Raw genomic sequence first — 15,801 nt, 5'->3', positions numbered from 1 at the left:
AGTGAAACCGGATTAGTCTAAATAATCTTTCAAAATCCTTTAAAATCATAGCCTAAAAACAAAAAAACCGCGCCTAGGCGCGGTTTTTTCAAGCTATATAACTGAAATTATTCAGCAGCAACAACTTGTAGAGTAACAGTAGCATTAACGTCTGTGTGAACTTGAATAACAACTTCAATTTCACCAGTGTTACGTAATACACCGTTTGGTAGGCGAACTTCAGATTTAACTACTTCAACACCAGCAGCAGTTACAACATCAGCGATGTCGCGAGTACCGATAGAACCGAATAGTTTACCTTCTTCACCAGCTTTAGCTTCGATAACAATCGCTTCAAGAGCGTTTAGTTTCTCAGCGCGAGCTTCAGATACTTTCAAAGTTTCTGCTAGTTTAGCTTCTAATTCAGAACGACGAGCTTCAAAAACTTCAACGTTGCCTTTAGTAGCTGGTACAGCTTTACCTTGTGGGATCAAGAAGTTACGTGCGTAACCTGCTTTAACATTAACTTGATCGCCCAAACCGCCTAAGTTAGCGATTTTGTCTAATAGAATAATTTCCATTACCTTTCCTCGATTAATTCGATTGAGTTAGGCCAATTGCAACAAGGATTTACTTATGTAAATCAGTGTATGGCAATAGAGCCAGGTAACGAGCACGTTTAATAGCGCGTGCAAGTTGACGTTGGTATTTAGCGCTTGTACCAGTAATACGACTAGGTACAATTTTACCACTTTCAGTGATGTAGTTTTTCAGAGTTGTTGTATCTTTATAATCGATCTCAACAACGCCTTCCGCTGAAAAGCGGCAGAATTTACGACGACGGAAAAAACGTGCCATAACATTATCCTCGTGATAACAAATCAATTTCAGAAGCATGAAGTACCAATCGGTATGTACCGTTGGCCGCTTTGTGGCTATTTATAAAACCACTTACTTTTACTTCACACCCCATACTTATATGCGATGAATCTTGCTTCAAAATATCGCCACTTGCGACTACTGCCATCTGGCAATAGGCTTGGCGCGAAAATCCAGCTTCTTGTTGCTGCGAACGATGCTCTAGCCAAAACTGACAATGTGCAACACCGGCCGGACTAGTAGAGCGTTTTGGTGCGCGTAATACCCGCCCCTGCAGTACTAATCTATTCTCAGACATACGTCTTATTCTTCGCTAGCTGACTCTTCTTTAGCTGACTCTACGTTAGCTTCTACTGCTGGTGCTTCTTCAGTTGCTGGTGCAGCTTCTTCACGACGAGCTGGACGCTCATCATCGCGGCGAGCTGGACGCTCATCACGAGCTTTAGCAATTGGAGACATCTCTGTAGCAGCAGACTTAGTGCGCATGATCATGTTACGGATAACAGCATCGTTGAAACGGAAAGCAGTTTCCAATTCATCAACAACTTCTGCGCTAGCTTCAATGTTCAAAAGAACATAGTGGGCTTTGTGCAATTTTTCGATTGGGTAAGCCAATTGACGGCGGCCCCAGTCTTCCAAACGATGAATGCTACCGCCGTTATCAGTGATAACTGCTGAGTAACGCTCGATCATGCCTGGAACTTGTTCGCTCTGGTCTGGGTGGACCATGAATACGATTTCGTAATGACGCATTATTGCTCCCTACGGGTTATAGCCTCGTTCATGGTACAGCCGGACCGAAGAGGCAAGGAACTAAAAGTAAAATGACTGTTTTAGGGGCGCTGATTTTATGCGAAGGCGAGAATTTAATCAAGTTAAATTAAAGCCGCTGTTAGATTATCTAAACGGCGGCTTTTCCGTTGGTACTTATACGGCGCTAAGGCCAGTGTTTAACGGCGTTGGCGTACTGCTTCAAATAAACAAATACCAGCAGCAACTGACACGTTTAAACTAGAGACTGTACCCGCCATTGGAAGCTTAACCAGCTCATCACAAGTTTCGCGTGTTAAGCGGCGCATGCCTGTACCTTCGGCACCCATCACTAATGCCATTGGCCCTTGCAACTTGGTGTCGTAGATAAACTGCTCCGCCTCACCAGCAGTGCCCACTACCCATACACCTAATTGCTGTAATTCGCGCAAGGTTCTGGCTAAGTTAGTCACCACTACTAGCGGTACCGTCTCTGCCGCGCCACTGGCCACTTTGCGTACCGTAGCATTTAGCTGAGCAGAGTTATCTTTAGGCACAATTACCCCTACTACGCCTGCTGCATCGGCATTACGTAAACAAGCACCTAGATTATGTGGATCCGTTACGCCATCCAATATTAAGAATAGCGGCGCTGTAGTTGATTCAACTAATTGCTTTAAATCATGCTCATTGTAGCCGCGCCCTGCTTTTACTCGCGCCACAATACCTTGGTGCTGAGTACTCTCTGCTTTGTCATCTAAAGCTTTACGAGGCATAAACTGCACAGATGCCCCTAAGCGACGCATTTCATTCAGTAGTGGTAATAAGCGGTCATCTTGACGACCTTTAAGCGCAAATACTTCAATAATACGCTCTGGGCTGCGCTCTAATAATGCTTGCACTGCGTGCAGGCCATAAATTACTTGTTGGCTCATGATTAATTCTTCTGTTGTTTAGCGGCTGTGCGCTCTTGTTTTCCAGGGCGTTGCTTGCGTTTTTTCTTGGGCTTCTTACGCGGTTTAGCCTTGGCGTCATTATTCGGTTTTGCTTTCTTTGCATCAGGATCACGCTGCTGCCAAGGGCTAAAGCCACCTTTGTTCTCAGAACTGGTATCTTTATTACTGTCACTAGCTGTACTAGGCTTGCGTCGTTTGCCTTTATTTTTTGTATCGCGATGGCGTGGTTTCTTTTTACCGCCATTGCGCCCAGTGGTTTCCCGCTCTTCACCAGGTTTGGTAAAACGCTTGCCGCGGCCACCATCTTTACCACTGCGCTGTGGGCGGTCAAACTCATCGGCTTGGCCATCTTTGTTAACGATGACAAATTCCATTTTACGGTCGGCCATATTTACCGACGCGACTTTTACCGTTACTGCATCACCAATGCGGAAACGTTTGCCGGTTTTCTCACCCACCAGTATCTGACGAGCTGCATCATAATGATAATAATCGCCACGTAAAGAATTGATGTGCACTAGGCCATCAATATGGAACTCTTCTAAACGGGCAAAAAAGCCAAATCCGGTGACTGCTGCAATGGTAGCCGGTAATACCGTACCCACATGATCTTGCATGTATTCGCACTTAAGGCTGTCTGACACTTCACGTGTTGCATCGTCGGCGCGGCGCTCGGTCATTGAACAAGCTTCGCCAAACTTATCCATTTCGTCATCTTGATATGAATAGCCGCCTGTCACTGTCCACTTATTTTTAACGGTTTTACCTGCCGCTTCCGCCTCAAGCTTGTTGACTAAAAATTTAATCACCCGGTGCAATAACAAATCTGGGTAGCGGCGGATCGGCGACGTAAAGTGCGCATAAGACTTAAGCGCTAAACCAAAGTGCCCCAAGTTGTCTGGCTGATAAACCGCCTGCATCATTGAACGCAGCAACATGGTTTGAATAAGTTCTAAATCTGGACGCTCTTGAATTGATGCCACCAAAGTAAAATAGTCACTCGGCTGAGGCTCATCACCACCACCCAGCGGCAAGCCTAGCTCATTCAAAAAGCCTCTAAAGTTAGTCAGGCGTTCTTTACCCGGTCGGTCGTGTACCCGATACAAAATAGCTTGCTGATGTTTCTCTACAAATTTTGCAGCCGCTACGTTTGCTTGGATCATGCATTCTTCAATCATCTTGTGCGCGTCGTTACGGGTTAGCGGCACAATTTGCTCGATTTTGCGTTGAGCATTAAAAATAAAGCGGGTTTCTTGAGTTTCTAGCTCAATACCACCACGCTGTGCGCGGCTAACTTTTAGCGCACTATAAAGACGATGTAACTCTTGCAGATGCGGAACTTGATCGGCATAACGTTGCGCTAGCGCTTCATCACCATCGAGAATTGCCGCCACTTTGTTATAAGTAAATCGCGCATGTGAATGCATCACCGCTTCGTAAAACTTATAGCCCGACAAACGCCCCGCTGCCGAGATAGTCATTTCAGCCACCATACACAGGCGATCGACTTGCGGGTTCAGTGAACACAAACCATTAGATAACTGCTCTGGCAGCATAGGAATCACTTGGTCTGGGAAATAGACTGAATTACCGCGATTAAGCGCTTCTCGATCTAATGCGGCGTCTGGGCGCACATAATAAGAAACGTCTGCAATGGCGACCCACAAACGCCAGCCACCTGATTTTTTCGCCTCACAGAACACGGCGTCATCAAAGTCGCGAGCATCTTCACCATCAATGGTGACTAATGGTAAGTCACGCAAATCAACTCGATTTTGCTTAGAAGCCTCATCCACTTCTTCTTCAAGCTTGCTCACCGCTTTAGTGACAGCATTTGGCCAATCATGCGGAATATCATGGTTGCGTAAAGCCACCTGAACTTCCATGCCCGGAGCCATTTTTTCGCCCAGAATGTCGGTGACTTTACCCACCGCCAGTTTTGGCGCGGCAGGGCGACTAACTACTTCAATCACCACCACTTGGCCTTGGCGAGCCCCGGCGGTATCGTTTTTACCAATCAAGATGTCTTGGTTAATCCGCGAATCATCTGGCACCACGTAACGGTGGTTACCTTCAACAAAGTAACGGCCAACTAATTCGACCTTACCCGCTTTAAGCACTTTTATGATTTGGCCTTCACGGCGGCCTTTTTTATCCATACTCGACGGCGCAGCCAGAACAAAGTCGTTATGAAACACTTTGCGCATTTCTTTAGCCGGAAGGAATAAGTCGGTGCCTTCTTGGGTGGTTTTCAAAAAACCAAAACCATCGCGATGACCAATAATGGTGCCGGTAACCAAACCTAAACGTTCTGGCAAGGTATAGGCGCCAATACGTGTGGTGACTAACAAACCTTCTTCTAACATATACGTTAAGGTTGCCGAAAAATGGGCTTGCTGTTCTTCAGAACATAACGCATGCAGCCAGTCCTTAGAAACAGGTGCCATTTCTTCGGTTAAGGCATTGAGTAAGGTCGATGTAAGAGTGGCCGACGCAGCCTGATTTTGCATTAACTAACCTATCAAGTTGAGCAATTGAGGGAGTTACCCTTCAAGAATAGCTCTATGTTAATGCTTTGCGCGTGGCTTTAGTAGGGTTGGTTACTGGCTTTAGCTTTGGCTACCACGTAATCGGGCATCTTCGACGCTAATGAAGCAAGCAATTGGCTGGCTTCTCGGTGCGTTTTTTTATCGGCAATAATAGAGTGATGTAACCAGCGATAAGCATCTTCGTAATCGTAAGGGCTGCCCTTACCTTCGACATACAGTGAGACCAAACGTAATTGAGCCGGAACAAAGCCTTGGCCTGCGGATTCTCTCAGCAAAGGAATCGCTTTAGCATAGTCTTGCTGTACCAAGGTGCCAGTAGCGTAGTAACGCCCTAGTTGTTCCATGGCAGCGGCTAAACCTTGATTCGCGGCGCGCCACATGTACATCACACCTAATTCTGGGTTAGGTTCTACGCATACCCCCCAAGCCAGCATGTCGCCCCACAAAAACTGATAAGCGGGAATGGCCACTTTCTCGGCGCGCGCTTCAATGTCTTCTACCAGTTGACAGTCATCGGCTTTAACACGCGTCAGGTGCTGGTTATTGTTAATCCAAGTAATTAATTCATCTTGCCTATACAGCTGAACCGCTTCTATGTCTGATGGGCTAGTATACTCAGTGGGATCAATAGTTACCGGCTCTGCTTGCTGCTGAGGAGCATCAAGTTCGTCTTCTACCGACAAAGCGTCAATAGACTCAGCAAACGCCGAGGTGCTTAAGCCTGCTGCTAGAAGTAATGAAATGAGTTGCTTATTCATAGCCGTTCCTATCGTCTTAACAATTATGCTATCGGCAAGGCTGGCAAAAACTAAAGTGACTTTTTAGCCACAAAAAAAGGAGTGCAAGCACTCCTTAGTATCGGCTAGTGGAAGAGTTTAAACAAACTCAACACCTTTATCGATATCGCCGTGTAAGGTATCTAACATACCTTCAACTGCGGCTTTTTCAAAGGCGCTAATCTCACCGTAAGGTAAGACTTCAGCAACACCTTGAGGACCCAAACGGATAGGTTGAGCAAAGAACTTAGCATGCTCGCTGCCGCCGTCTACGTAAGCACACTCAATCACGTCTTCGCCTTGCGCTGCTTTAACTAAAGACAAACAGAAACGTGCTGCTGCTTGGCCCATAGAAAGTGTAGCACTACCGCCACCAGCTTTAGCTTCAACAACTTCTGTACCGGCATTTTGGATGCGTGTAGTCATTGTTGCAATTTCTTCATCAGTAAACGAAATACCGTCTAACTGAGAAAGCAATGGCAAAATAGTTACGCCGCTGTGGCCACCAATAACGTTAAGTTTAACGTCTGCTGGGTTTAGGCCTTTCGCTTCAGCGATAAAGGTTTCTGAGCGAATCACGTCTAGTGTGGTTACACCAAACAGTTTAGCAGGATCATATACGCCAGCATTTTTTAATACTTCGGCCGCGATTGGAACCGTGGTATTTACTGGGTTAGTGATAATACCAATACATGCCTTTGGACAAGTAACGGCAACTTTCTCGATAAGGTTTTTAACGATGCCCGCGTTGATATTAAATAGATCTGAGCGATCCATACCAGGTTTACGCGCTACACCGGCAGAAATTAGAACAATATCGGCACCTTCTAGGGCCGGGCTAGGGTCTTCGCCTGCGAATCCTTTAATGGCCACTTGTGTAGGGATGTGGCTCAAATCTACAGCAACACCAGGTGTTACTGGGGCGATGTCATAAAGCGAAAGTTCAGAACCAGCGGGTAACTGGGTTTTTAATAGTAATGAAAGGGCTTGGCCAATTCCGCCTGCAGCACCTAATACGGCAACTTTCATCCAACTTCTCCATGCTTTTTTGTAATTGTAGAGGGGATGTCTATAAAGACAGAAACAAGATAACGGAATCCGCTCTAAAATACAATTTAGCAACATTTTTAAAGCAACTTTAAAACAGTAAAAGCTGCCTTAATCACACTTTAACTATAGGGTTTAAGACCTTGGTCTAACAGTGTTTGTTAGTTAAAGAAGGACTGGTATATTGTTCGGTAACTGCCGTTATTTTTTAACACATTAAGCGCATGGTTGATTTGATTCAGCAGGTCTTCGTTTTGCTTTGAAACCGCCATACCTAATCCGCTCGCCGGATAGTTTTCATCCACTTGAGTCACAAACTCCGGATGGCTTGCCAACCAATAGTGAGCCGCTGCCGAATCTAAAAATACCGCATCAATTTTAGCTTGATTCAAATCTGCTAAGGCGAGTTGATAACTGGGGTAAGCAATCGATAGAATATTAGGCCGTTGTTCACGTAAGAAGCGCATAAAGCTCGAGCCACTTTGTACCGCAACCACTGAGTTGCTTGCAACTTCTAGCTCAGGCTTCGTGAGATAAACCGCCATATTATCGAAATAAGCATCACTAAAGCTTACTAAGGTTTTACGTTGCTCGGTAATATCTAAGGCTGATATCGCCATATCGTAATGATCGGCAGCAACGCTAGATAACAAACTATCAAAGGGCTGATGGTAAAACTCACACTCTCGATTTATTTGTTCACAAATGGCCTTAGCCAACTCAATATCGAAGCCCACCAGCTGCTTGTGCTCATCAAATGATTCAAAGGGCGGATAAGATGCTTCGGTAACCACTCGCAGAGGTTTATCGTCAGCAAGTACTGATTGAAGTACGAGCAAAGGAAGAAAGAACAGAAATTTTAGCCACATAGTTAACTACACACCAAGTTTGATGTTGCTATCATAATTCAGCTTAGCAAAGCCTCACAAGAAAATGTTGGCTAATTGAACAACAATTATGTGTTTCACTATGCATTTATATGCATAAAACTAGAATAAAGTTGATATACATATAAAAGTTGGCGACAATAACCGCGGATTTACAAGCTCGGATCACCGATGAAATATAGCGATAAACAAGAACAGTTAATTAAAGCATTTAAATCACTGTTAAAAGAAGAACGTTTTGGCTCTCAAGCTGAAATAGTGACCGCCCTACAAGATCAGGGTTTCGAAAATATCAACCAATCGAAAGTGTCACGTATGCTAAGTAAGTTTGGCGCAGTGCGTACTCGCAACGCAAAAATGGAAATGGTTTACTGCCTACCAGCAGAGTTAGGGGTTCCTACTGTTTCTAGTCAGTTAAAAATCTTAGTACTAGAAATGGATTTCAACGATGCCTTAATCGTTATTCATACTAGCCCCGGTGCGGCGCAGTTAATTGCCCGTTTGCTAGATTCATTAGGTAAAGCTGAAGGTATTCTTGGCACCATTGCTGGTGATGATACTATTTTTATAACCCCTACCCGCCAAGTTGCGATTGCCGATGTATTTCAATCGGTAAAAGAACTGTTTGAAGTTGCCTAAGGCTTCAAAAAACACTTCCCCAAACTACACTTTGGGGAAGACAAATGCCGCATCACCATTAACCGATAACCATACCTTAGTGCCCGGACTTGCTTGCCAATGGTCACGCATTCGCGCATGAATCACCTGCTCAGGTAATTCAGCTAGCTGTAACCTAAAGTGCGTTTCATTACCCATTGAATGCACCGAGATAATACTCGCTTCTATTTGTTGGCTGTTTTCAAGCTGATGCACCACCACATCTTTAGCCCGAACGATCACCTCTGCCAGTTCGCCATCGTTAATTTGATTGGCCGAAAAAGCCCCTAAAGCGGTACTAACCGCACCTTGCTCTACCGGTGCAACAAAGCGATTGCTTGGGCCAAACAATGCTGCCACAAAGGCATTTGCTGGCTGATTGTAGATTTCTTGAGGGCTAGCATTTTGTACAATTTCCCCCTGCTCCATCACAACAATACGATCCGCGATAAACATCGCCTCTAGCGGGTCGTGAGTCACCATCACTGCGGGGGTTTTGGTTTTCTTCAATACGTCGAGGGTTTCTTCTCGCACTTGTTGGCGTAAATGCTCATCGAGCGCAGAGAACGGTTCATCCAACAACATGGTGTTAGGCTCTGGAGCTAAAGCGCGCAATAGGGCGACACGCTGCTGCTGGCCACCCGACAAGGTATGCGGAAAGCGACCTAGCAGACCTTGCATGCCCATGTTGTTTAAGCTTTCTTCAATCCACTGGCGACGCTTTGGTAAGTCTTGTTGCTTGCGTAGTCCGTACTCTATATTGGTTTTAACACTCATATGCGGAAACAAGGCATAGTCTTGAAACATCATACCTATGGCGCGTTGCTCTGGAGCTAAGTGTATAGCTTGTGCTGGGGCTGCGACTAACTTGTCTTGCAAGTACAGCTCACCACTTTGCAGCCGTTCTAAACCTGCGACTAAACGCAATAAGGTGGTTTTTCCGCACCCTGATGGGCCCAGCAGCGCTACAATTTGGTTTTCTTCAACCTCAATACTGACATCTTTAAGCGCCTGCTGTTCGCCGTAGAAATGATTAACTTTACGTAAAACAATACTCATTGCGGGTTTAGTGTCCTTGTGGGCGCTGTTCTGAAGAGCCAATATTTCGACTCATAATGATAACCGGAAGAATACCTGCCAATAATATGGTTAAGGCAGCTAAAGCACTTTGCTCTAGTTGCTCCAAAGAGGCTAAATCCCATACTTGAGTAGACAGGGTATTAAAATTGAACGGCCTTAAAATTAAGGTAATTGGCAGCTCTTTCATGGTGTCGACAAATACTAACAACATAGCGGTAAGTAAGCTTGGTCTGATCAACGGTAAATGGATCCGCCAGAGCGTTTTACCAGAGCGACTACCTAATACTCGAGAAGCATCGTCCATTTCTGGCGTAATTTTAGTTAGGCTGGCATCTAGGGTGCGGTAACTTAAGGCAATAAAACGTAAAGAGTAAGCCAACACTAAAGCCCCTCCTGTGCCGGTAAGCAGTAAACCTGTAGGGTAGTTAAACCAAGCTTTCATTAAGCTATCGACCGCATTATCAAACAAGCCAAGCGGATACAAAATACCTACCGCCAACACCGCACCAGGAATCGCATAACCCAGCGTTGCTGCCTCGGCGATGCTACGCATCTTATTACTTTTAGATAAACGTACTCCATAGGCTAACAATAAACCTAAGGCTGTAGTTAGCAGCGCCGCCATTGCAGCTAACGAGAAGCTGTTCCACGCATTAGTTAAATACTGGTCAAAGCCAGAATCTAAGTTACGTAAAGCATAATTACTTAACACCGTGACCGGCAGGATGAAACCCAAACTAATCGGCAACAAACACAGTAGCGTGGCCGTCCAAGCTTTAGCGCCTTTAAGAGGCTCGGCAAACATTGCTGGAGATTGCCCAGTCAACTTGTAAAACTTACCTGCGTTGCGGCTGTAACGCTCTAGCCCCAACAATAAAATGGAAAAGCTCACCAACATTAAGGCAATTTGTGCAGCGGCCGACAAACTACTCATGTTCAGCCATACATCAAAAATACCCGCGGTAAGCGTGGGCACCGCAAAAAACTCTACGGTGCCATATTCATTAATGGTTTCCATTAAGGCTAAAGTCACACCCACTACTATGGCTGGCCTTGCCAACGGAAGCGCTACTTTAAAAAAGCTTTGAGTTTGGCTTTTCCCTAAACAGCGACTCATTTCAAATAGCTGCGCGGCTTGCTCGACAAATGCAGCACGAGCCAACAAATACACATAAGGGTAAAGCACTAAACTAAGTACAGCGATAGCACCTTGAATCGAGCGGATCTCAGGAAACCAATAATCGCGCGCGGTTTGCCAGCCAAAAATTGCACGCAAGCTTTTTTGCACAAAACCGGCGTATTCCAATTGATCGGTTATCACAAAGGCCAATATGTAACTCGGCACAGCTAAAGGCAACAAAAGTGCCCATACAAAAACAGATTTTAAAGGGAAATTAAATCGAGTAACCAGCCACGCCGCCCCTGTACCAATAAAAGCGGTAAACAGGGCAACTCCCATACACAACAGCAGGGTGTTTTTAACATATATCCAAAACACCGTATCGAGCAGATGCTGCCAAATTTCTTGGTTATTCGCCCAAGATAACTTAAATAAGGTGATGACCGGAATAAACGCCAGAATGGCAATCGCAAGCGCTATCCATACCCATAGATCGAAGCGAGATTTAGATAACAATAATCGAACCGAAGTAGACGTAGCGGTAGTGCTCATAGCTTCCAAACAAAAAACGGCGCTGCGCCGTATACACAAAAAAAGCTGACCTCAGGCCAGCTTTATCTAAGCTTGCAGATAGAACTGCAAGTTTAGCAACCTTTACATATCAAAGCCAACGCGGTCAACCAAGCGAGCTGCTGCTGCGCGCTGGTCTGCTACGTCTTGTAACGAAATGCGGTCAGATTTGAAATCGCCTAAGCTTTCAATGAACTCGTCGGTTTTAATGCCAGCGCGTACAGGTTCTTCAAAGTTAGCGGTAGCGTACAGGCCTTGAGCCGTTTCACCCACTAAGAACTCTAGCAACTTAATCGCATTATCTTTGTTTTTAGCGGTATTCAGTAAACCAGCACCCGAAATGTTAATGTGCTGACCGCGGCCACCCACTTGTTGGTCTAAGTACTCAACACGAATTTGCTCTGCCCACTGCTGTTGCTCAGGGCTTTTAGTGTTGTAAAACATTTTACCCATGTAGTAGCGGTTGGCGATAGCAAGGTCACATTGACCTTCGAAAATAGCCTTAGCTTGAGCGCGGTCATTACCTTGAGGTTTGCGAGCTAAGTTGTCTTTAACGCCGCGCAACCATGTTTCAGCGGCTTCTTCGCCATCTTCGGCAATCACAGAAGCAATTAAACCAATGTTATATACATGTTTGCCTGAGCGCGTACAAATGCGACCCTTCCACTTTGGATCAGCTAAATCATTGAGAGACGCTAACTCACCCTCTTTCACACGATCTTTATGTGCGTAAACAACACGAGCACGTGTGGTTAAGGCAAACCAAAGGTTCTCTGGGTGGCGCAAGTGCGCGGGTACAACGTCATTTAATACTGGTGAATCTACCGCTTCAAACAAACCAGCAGCACGTACTTCTTCCAAGCGACCAATATCAACGGTAAGCACTAAATCAGCAGGGTTATTCGCACCAGCAGCCTTAATCTTTTCGGCTAAGCCTTTTTCTGCGTGAACAACATTTACCTTAATGCCAGTTTCAGCGGTAAATGCATCGGTAAGTGGTTGTAGTAGGCTTTGTTGGCGGTATGAGTACAAGTTAACTTCTTCTGCAGCAATGGCTGGCGTAGCAACAACCAATGAAGCCAATACGGCTACCAACGAAGAGAATACAGATTTGTTCACAAGCGAATCCTTCAAATAGTTAAACGCAAATCGTTATCATTTGACTTAAGATTAACATGCGTTAACTAAATTGCCTATGTTTTAAAACAAAAAAAGGCCTGCAAAAGCAGGCCTTTTTGATAACAAGTTATTCTTAGTTAGAAGATTTAACTGTTACGAACTCTGGGTATGCATCGATACCACAATCAGACAGGTCCATACCATTCATTTCTTCTTCTTCTGTTACTCGAATACCCATTACAGCTTTCAAGATACTCCAAACAATGAAGCTTGAAACGAATACCCAACCAAAGATAGTTAAGGCACCAATGATTTGGCCAGAGAAGCTAGAACCATCGTTAGTTAATGGAACAAGCAGTAGACCGAACAAACCAACTACACCGTGAACCGAGATAGCACCTACTGGATCATCAATCTTAATCTTGTCGAAGAATACGATTGAAGCAACTACCAATACGCCCGCTACAGCACCAAACATAGTGGCTTGAAGCGCAGTAGGAGTAGAAGGTTCAGCAGTGATTGCTACTAGGCCAGCTAACGCGCCGTTTAGTAACATTGTTAGGTCAGCTTTGCCCCAAGTTAACTTACACACAAGTAGAGCAGAAACAGCGCCTGCTGCCGCAGCTGCATTAGTGTTTAGGAATACCATAGCAACAGAGTGAGCGCTTGAGGCATCAGCGAGTTTCAATACAGAACCGCCATTGAAGCCGAACCAACCCATCCATAAGATGAAAGTACCTACAGTAGCAAGTGGCATGTTTGAACCCGGGATTGGGTTAACAGAACCATTTTTGCTGTATTTACCTTTACGGGCGCCCAGTAGTAATACACCAGACAATGCTGCTGCAGCACCAGCTAAGTGAACAATACCTGAACCAGCGAAGTCAGAGAAACCAAGGTCGCCTAAGTTGTAAAGACCAAATACGTCTGCACCGCCCCATGTCCAGCTACCTTCTAGAGGGTAGATGAAACCAGTTAGCACTACAGCAAAGATTAAGAATGCCCAAAGCTTCATACGCTCAGCAACCGCACCAGATACGATAGACATTGCTGTAGCTACAAATACTACTTGGAAGAAGAAGTCAGAAGCACCTGAGTATACGCTGCCGCCTTCAAAGCCTTCTTCAGCTTTAGAAGCCAGTACGCCACCTAGGTCAAAGGCTTCGATGCCTGATAAGAAGATGCCACCGTCGTACATGATTGAGTAACCACATACCAAGTACATGATACAAGCGATAGAATAAAGTGCGATGTTCTTAGTAAGAATCTCTGTGGTGTTTTTAGCGCGAACTAAACCTGCTTCCAACATTGAAAAGCCAGCAGCCATCCACATAACTAATGCGCCACACACCAAAAAGTAGAAGGTGTCCATGGCATATTGCAGTTGATAAATTTCGTTTTCCATAATTACTTCCCCGTAATCCCTGTTATAAGCTTGCTAAGGTTTCCCTTAGATAGCCTCTGCATCCATTTCGCCAGTACGAATACGTACTACGTTGCTTAAGTCGTATACAAAAATCTTACCGTCACCAATTTTGCCGGTGTAAGCTGCACTAGAAATAGCTTCGATAATGCGATCTACATTTTCTGAGCTAGTAGCGATTTCCAATTTTACTTTAGGTAGAAAATCAACTTGGTATTCAGCACCACGGTAAAGTTCTGTGTGACCTTTTTGACGACCAAAGCCTTTAACTTCAGATACGGTTAAACCATCTACGCCTACTTCGGCGATGGCTTCACGCACGTCATCCAATTTGAATGGCTTGATTATCGCGCTAATTAGTTTCATTTGAGCTCCTCCAAAGAGTCATCGATTAACTTTTCTCGAATAACAACTTACAAGCCGTGTGCCAAAATCGCATAAACCATAAAAAACAAAGAGTTAAAAACAAAAAACTAATTGACAAAAAAATCACACGCACCAACTTGGTGCCAATATTTTTAACATTGTTCTATTTTGGCTCACAAAATTTCACAACAAAATTCAGCAGCACTAATTAAGTGCAAACATGGTTAAGGACAAATAAACAGGGAAAAGATAATTAACAGGAGAGTAGCTAAGCTAATGAGCAATAAGGATTAATGATTCAAAAAAGTAAGGCGGAATAGGAAGCTAGGTGGAGAGTTGTTGCACCAAATTAATATTTAATTATGGATTTCAACAATTCGATGAAATCATCATAACCGCACGCACTGTGGGCGGCGTCTAGACTCAAGGCTTCTTCTAGTAAACCGGGATGTTCACTTGATTCGTCTGTAGAGACTTCAATGCTTACTTCGTCGCAACTTGCCACGAAACGAAACTCGGCGCTATCTAAGCAAAGCTCATCTAAACCACTAAGCTGTTCGAGTTGCGCTAACAAACGCAGAACAAACTGACGATCTTTATTTAATTCACGCTCAAGCCACATCGAAAAACACCGATGTTCGTCTCCGCAATCAATAATAAATTCGCCGTCCAAAGAACGGCGTATCGTCAGTTCCATACTAATTAGTCTAGCTGCTCATGCAAGTTGACTGCAAGTTTACGTTAACCGACGTGTTTAGCATAGTAGGTACAAGATCGTAGGCTACATTAGGCTTTAGTTTGAAACGAGCCGCTAGCGCAGATTTAATCTGTTTTTCTAGCACTTCGTTATTAACCGGTTTAACCACTAAGCCCTGCACGTCCATCAATACGTTAAAGCCTAGCAACTGCTTGCTAGCCTCCGACGCCATTGACAAAATAGCAATGTCTGAACTGGCAAGTGTTTGACCAGTGCGGATAGCTTTGATTAGCTTTAAGCCTTCTGCATTCGCCAAATCGGTATCTACAATCACAACCTGAAACTCATTGATCATTAGGCGTTCATGTAATAAGCCTGCACTAGAAAACATTTCCAAATGCTTTAACTCGCCATCTTCCATATGTGACTGGATTTGTTGGCATGTTACAGGGTCACTCAGCAGCAGCGCTTTGGCCTGCACTTGAGCCGGTTCAGCTTTGGTTCGGTTAGGTTGACCTACTGACTCACATCTAGCGATATAGCCCTTTTTAGGGATCGTCGCAATGGTTAAGTCGGTATTGTTAAGCGTGGTAATCACTTTACGTAACTGGGATATATGTTGATTAATAGTATGGTCGGAAACACTACGTCCCCATACTGCGTCAGACAAGTCGTCTCTCCCCACAACTTGATTGACATGTTTACATAAATATCCCAATAAGTGGGTTCTCAATGGTCCTAAATAGGCACTTTTATCCTTAAACGTAATACTATTTTGGCTCATATCTACGGCCAAAGGGCCAACTACAACAACATCATTAAAGGACATATAGTTTTCCAACAGCAAGTAAATGAGCTAGTCAAATCTAGCACGCACTTTATACCAGTAAATACTAAAATATCCTATGACAAATAGCGCAAAATAGCAAAAAATTACAAAAAACTT

Annotated in this window: 17 protein-coding genes; 1 reads left to right on the top strand and 16 read right to left on the bottom strand. The window is 44.6% G+C overall.

The window, feature by feature from the left end; genetic code table 11:
- Positions 1-107: 107 nt before the first annotated feature.
- From rplI to ACLD71_RS09390, 9 genes are all read right to left on the bottom strand, one after another.
- Positions 108-560 carry a 50S ribosomal protein L9 gene (rplI, locus tag ACLD71_RS09430; RefSeq protein WP_137673722.1) on the bottom strand — a complete coding sequence of 151 codons (453 nt, stop codon included), beginning with the start codon at positions 558-560 and terminating at the stop codon, positions 108-110.
- A gap of 49 nt (positions 561-609) precedes the next feature.
- Positions 610-837, bottom strand: a complete 228-nt coding sequence (gene rpsR, locus ACLD71_RS09425; protein ID WP_137673721.1) for a 30S ribosomal protein S18 — start codon at positions 835-837, stop codon at positions 610-612.
- A 4-nt stretch (positions 838-841) separates the two neighbouring features.
- Positions 842-1,156, bottom strand: coding sequence for a primosomal replication protein N (gene priB, locus ACLD71_RS09420; protein ID WP_137673720.1), 315 nt, complete (start codon positions 1,154-1,156; stop codon positions 842-844).
- Between the two features lie 5 nt (positions 1,157-1,161).
- Positions 1,162-1,611, bottom strand: a complete 450-nt coding sequence (gene rpsF, locus ACLD71_RS09415; RefSeq protein ID WP_303513809.1) for a 30S ribosomal protein S6 — start codon at positions 1,609-1,611, stop codon at positions 1,162-1,164.
- Between the two features lie 197 nt (positions 1,612-1,808).
- Positions 1,809-2,543 carry a 23S rRNA (guanosine(2251)-2'-O)-methyltransferase RlmB gene (gene rlmB / locus ACLD71_RS09410; protein WP_137673718.1) on the bottom strand — a complete coding sequence of 245 codons (735 nt, stop codon included), beginning with the start codon at positions 2,541-2,543 and terminating at the stop codon, positions 1,809-1,811.
- A 2-nt stretch (positions 2,544-2,545) separates the two neighbouring features.
- Positions 2,546-5,074 (bottom strand): ribonuclease R, encoded by a 2,529-nt coding sequence (gene rnr, locus ACLD71_RS09405; RefSeq protein ID WP_411994373.1) that lies wholly within the window; start codon positions 5,072-5,074, stop codon positions 2,546-2,548.
- Between the two features lie 77 nt (positions 5,075-5,151).
- Positions 5,152-5,871: a tetratricopeptide repeat protein gene (locus ACLD71_RS09400; protein WP_137673716.1), complete on the bottom strand. Its 720-nt coding sequence runs from the start codon at positions 5,869-5,871 to the stop codon at positions 5,152-5,154.
- 117 nt (positions 5,872-5,988) lie between these two features.
- Entirely contained in the window at positions 5,989-6,918 is a 930-nt protein-coding gene (gene mdh / locus ACLD71_RS09395; RefSeq protein WP_411994371.1) for a malate dehydrogenase, read from the bottom strand.
- Positions 6,919-7,097: 179 nt separating this feature from the next.
- A complete protein-coding gene (locus ACLD71_RS09390) occupies positions 7,098-7,805 on the bottom strand; it encodes a transporter substrate-binding domain-containing protein (protein ID WP_411994369.1) in 708 nt (235 codons plus the stop codon).
- Between the two features lie 189 nt (positions 7,806-7,994).
- Here ACLD71_RS09390 and argR point away from each other — a divergent pair, with 189 nt between their 5' ends.
- On the top strand, positions 7,995-8,462 hold the full coding sequence (gene argR / locus ACLD71_RS09385) for a transcriptional regulator ArgR (RefSeq protein WP_137673713.1): 468 nt from the start codon (positions 7,995-7,997) through the stop codon (positions 8,460-8,462).
- A 24-nt stretch (positions 8,463-8,486) separates the two neighbouring features.
- Here argR and ACLD71_RS09380 read toward each other — a convergent pair whose 3' ends face one another.
- From ACLD71_RS09380 to ACLD71_RS09350, 7 genes are all read right to left on the bottom strand, one after another.
- On the bottom strand, positions 8,487-9,539 hold the full coding sequence (locus ACLD71_RS09380) for an ABC transporter ATP-binding protein (protein WP_137673712.1): 1,053 nt from the start codon (positions 9,537-9,539) through the stop codon (positions 8,487-8,489).
- Between the two features lie 7 nt (positions 9,540-9,546).
- Positions 9,547-11,232, bottom strand: a complete 1,686-nt coding sequence (locus ACLD71_RS09375; protein ID WP_303513823.1) for an ABC transporter permease — start codon at positions 11,230-11,232, stop codon at positions 9,547-9,549.
- A gap of 102 nt (positions 11,233-11,334) precedes the next feature.
- On the bottom strand, positions 11,335-12,369 hold the full coding sequence (locus ACLD71_RS09370; RefSeq protein ID WP_411994366.1) for an extracellular solute-binding protein: 1,035 nt from the start codon (positions 12,367-12,369) through the stop codon (positions 11,335-11,337).
- A 133-nt stretch (positions 12,370-12,502) separates the two neighbouring features.
- On the bottom strand, positions 12,503-13,774 hold the full coding sequence (locus ACLD71_RS09365; RefSeq protein ID WP_137673709.1) for an ammonium transporter: 1,272 nt from the start codon (positions 13,772-13,774) through the stop codon (positions 12,503-12,505).
- A 45-nt stretch (positions 13,775-13,819) separates the two neighbouring features.
- Positions 13,820-14,158 (bottom strand): P-II family nitrogen regulator, encoded by a 339-nt coding sequence (locus ACLD71_RS09360; protein ID WP_016400812.1) that lies wholly within the window; start codon positions 14,156-14,158, stop codon positions 13,820-13,822.
- 349 nt (positions 14,159-14,507) lie between these two features.
- Positions 14,508-14,855, bottom strand: a complete 348-nt coding sequence (locus ACLD71_RS09355; RefSeq protein WP_303513836.1) for a YacL family protein — start codon at positions 14,853-14,855, stop codon at positions 14,508-14,510.
- Between the two features lie 10 nt (positions 14,856-14,865).
- Positions 14,866-15,684: a winged helix-turn-helix domain-containing protein gene (locus ACLD71_RS09350; RefSeq protein ID WP_411994364.1), complete on the bottom strand. Its 819-nt coding sequence runs from the start codon at positions 15,682-15,684 to the stop codon at positions 14,866-14,868.
- Between the last annotated feature and the right edge of the window lie 117 nt (positions 15,685-15,801).

Source organism: Agarivorans sp. DSG3-1 (assembly GCF_046774965.1).
Classification (GTDB): Bacteria; Pseudomonadota; Gammaproteobacteria; order Enterobacterales; family Celerinatantimonadaceae; genus Agarivorans.
Note: the sequence above shows the minus strand (reverse complement) of the source record. Positions and strands in the feature narration are given on the sequence as shown.